This is a genomic window from Phenylobacterium sp. (assembly GCF_030654915.1).
GTDB lineage: Bacteria > Pseudomonadota > Alphaproteobacteria > Caulobacterales > Caulobacteraceae > Phenylobacterium.
The window spans coordinates 1-1,134 of record NZ_JAURWM010000069.1; the positions used below are offsets into that span (position 1 = coordinate 1).

3 protein-coding genes are annotated in these 1,134 nt (G+C 64.1%); 1 reads left to right on the forward strand and 2 read right to left on the reverse strand.

Features of this window, described 5'->3' with window-relative positions; genetic code table 11:
- Positions 1 to 106: 106 nt before the first annotated feature.
- Both Q7T84_RS03180 and Q7T84_RS03185 read right to left on the reverse strand, forming a co-directional pair.
- Positions 107 to 310 (reverse strand): dodecin family protein, encoded by a 204-nt coding sequence (locus Q7T84_RS03180; RefSeq protein ID WP_304806255.1) that lies wholly within the window; start codon positions 308 to 310, stop codon positions 107 to 109.
- Between the two features lie 62 nt (positions 311 to 372).
- Positions 373 to 762, reverse strand: coding sequence for a DUF3597 domain-containing protein (locus tag Q7T84_RS03185; RefSeq protein ID WP_304806256.1), 390 nt, complete (start codon positions 760 to 762; stop codon positions 373 to 375).
- 150 nt (positions 763 to 912) lie between these two features.
- On the opposite strand from Q7T84_RS03185, the gene Q7T84_RS03190 reads away from it, so the two are divergent.
- Positions 913 to 1,134: DUF937 domain-containing protein (locus Q7T84_RS03190; RefSeq protein WP_304806257.1), on the forward strand; the 222-nt coding region annotated here is incomplete at its 3' end.

A 1,134-nucleotide genomic window follows, 5' to 3' on the forward strand; every position in this document is an offset into this window, starting at 1 on the left:
CACTCGTTCGAGGCTTAGAAACGAATGGCCTGCCCGGCGCCGCCAGACAGGCCAACCGTATCAAAAACGCGCAGCTGAGATCGATTTCGCCGCTCTCCGCCGAAGTCTACTTCTCAACGGCGAAGCTGACTTTCGCGTTGATCCTGAAGTTGTCGATCTTGCCATCGCGAACGGTGGCTTGAAAATTTTCGACGTAGATGGAGCGGATGCCGCGGACGGTTTCGCCCGCTTCCTTGACGGCTTGGTTCGCTGCATCCTCCCAACTGGTCGGCGACTCGGCGAGGATCTCAATGACTTTCAGGATGGCCATGACTTGAACCTTTCAAGAGAATAGGGGCGACCGCCGGCAACAACGCGAGCAGGGCAGTGAACTCAGTCTCGAAGCGACGCCGGAACCTGGCCGCCGTTTTCCGCCAGCTTGCGCCAGACGGCCTGTTGTAAGGCGATGTTCTGCTCGGCGCTGCCATGCTCACCGGCGTGCACGCCAAGTTCCTCAGCCAGGCCCTTTCGGGCGGCGAGGCTGGAATCGAGATCCAGCATCTTCAACAGATCGACGATGGACGTGCGCCAGTTGCCGCCGCCGCCCTTCTGCGCCGCCAGTTCGGTCAGCACAGCCTCGACGTCAACCGGTGGCGCCGGGGCCGGGGCCGCCGCGGCGGCCGCCGGTGCCTGCGCGGTCGTGGTCGGCGCGGGTTTAGCCGCGGCCTGCTCAGCCGGCTTGCGGTGAAAAATCTTCGACATGATGGAGCCAAAGAGGCTCATGGCGCCCTCCCTCGATATGGTTTGAGTCTAAATGCCTAACAGCCAAGTTTGTTCCTTAGCGAAGCCAGGCGACGCTTACGTGAAGGGGTGGTAGCGTCCGACAACGGCTGGCGGGCGCTTATTAATGCGTCGCACGAGGAGGTTTCCGTCATGGCGCTGTTCGACATGATCACCCAGGCTGGCGGCTCAGCCGCCATTGAGCAGATTGGCGCGCGGGTGGGCCTCACGCCTGCGCAAACCCGCAGCGCCGCGGCGGCGCTGCTCCCCGCGCTCGCAGGGGGCCTGAAGCGCCAATCCGGGAACGCGGATTTGGGCGGCCTTCTCAGCCAGTCTGGTCTCGCCCCGGGCGCCGCGCCGACGGACGCCACCGCG

Bases quoted from the DNA above. Each gene is read 5' to 3' on its own strand.
- Q7T84_RS03185 (WP_304806256.1), bottom strand. From the start codon at position 762: ATGAGCCTCTTTGGCTCCATCATGTCGAAGATTTTTCACCGCAAGCCG.
- Q7T84_RS03180 (WP_304806255.1), bottom strand. From the start codon at position 310: ATGGCCATCCTGAAAGTCATTGAGATCCTCGCCGAGTCGCCGACCAGT.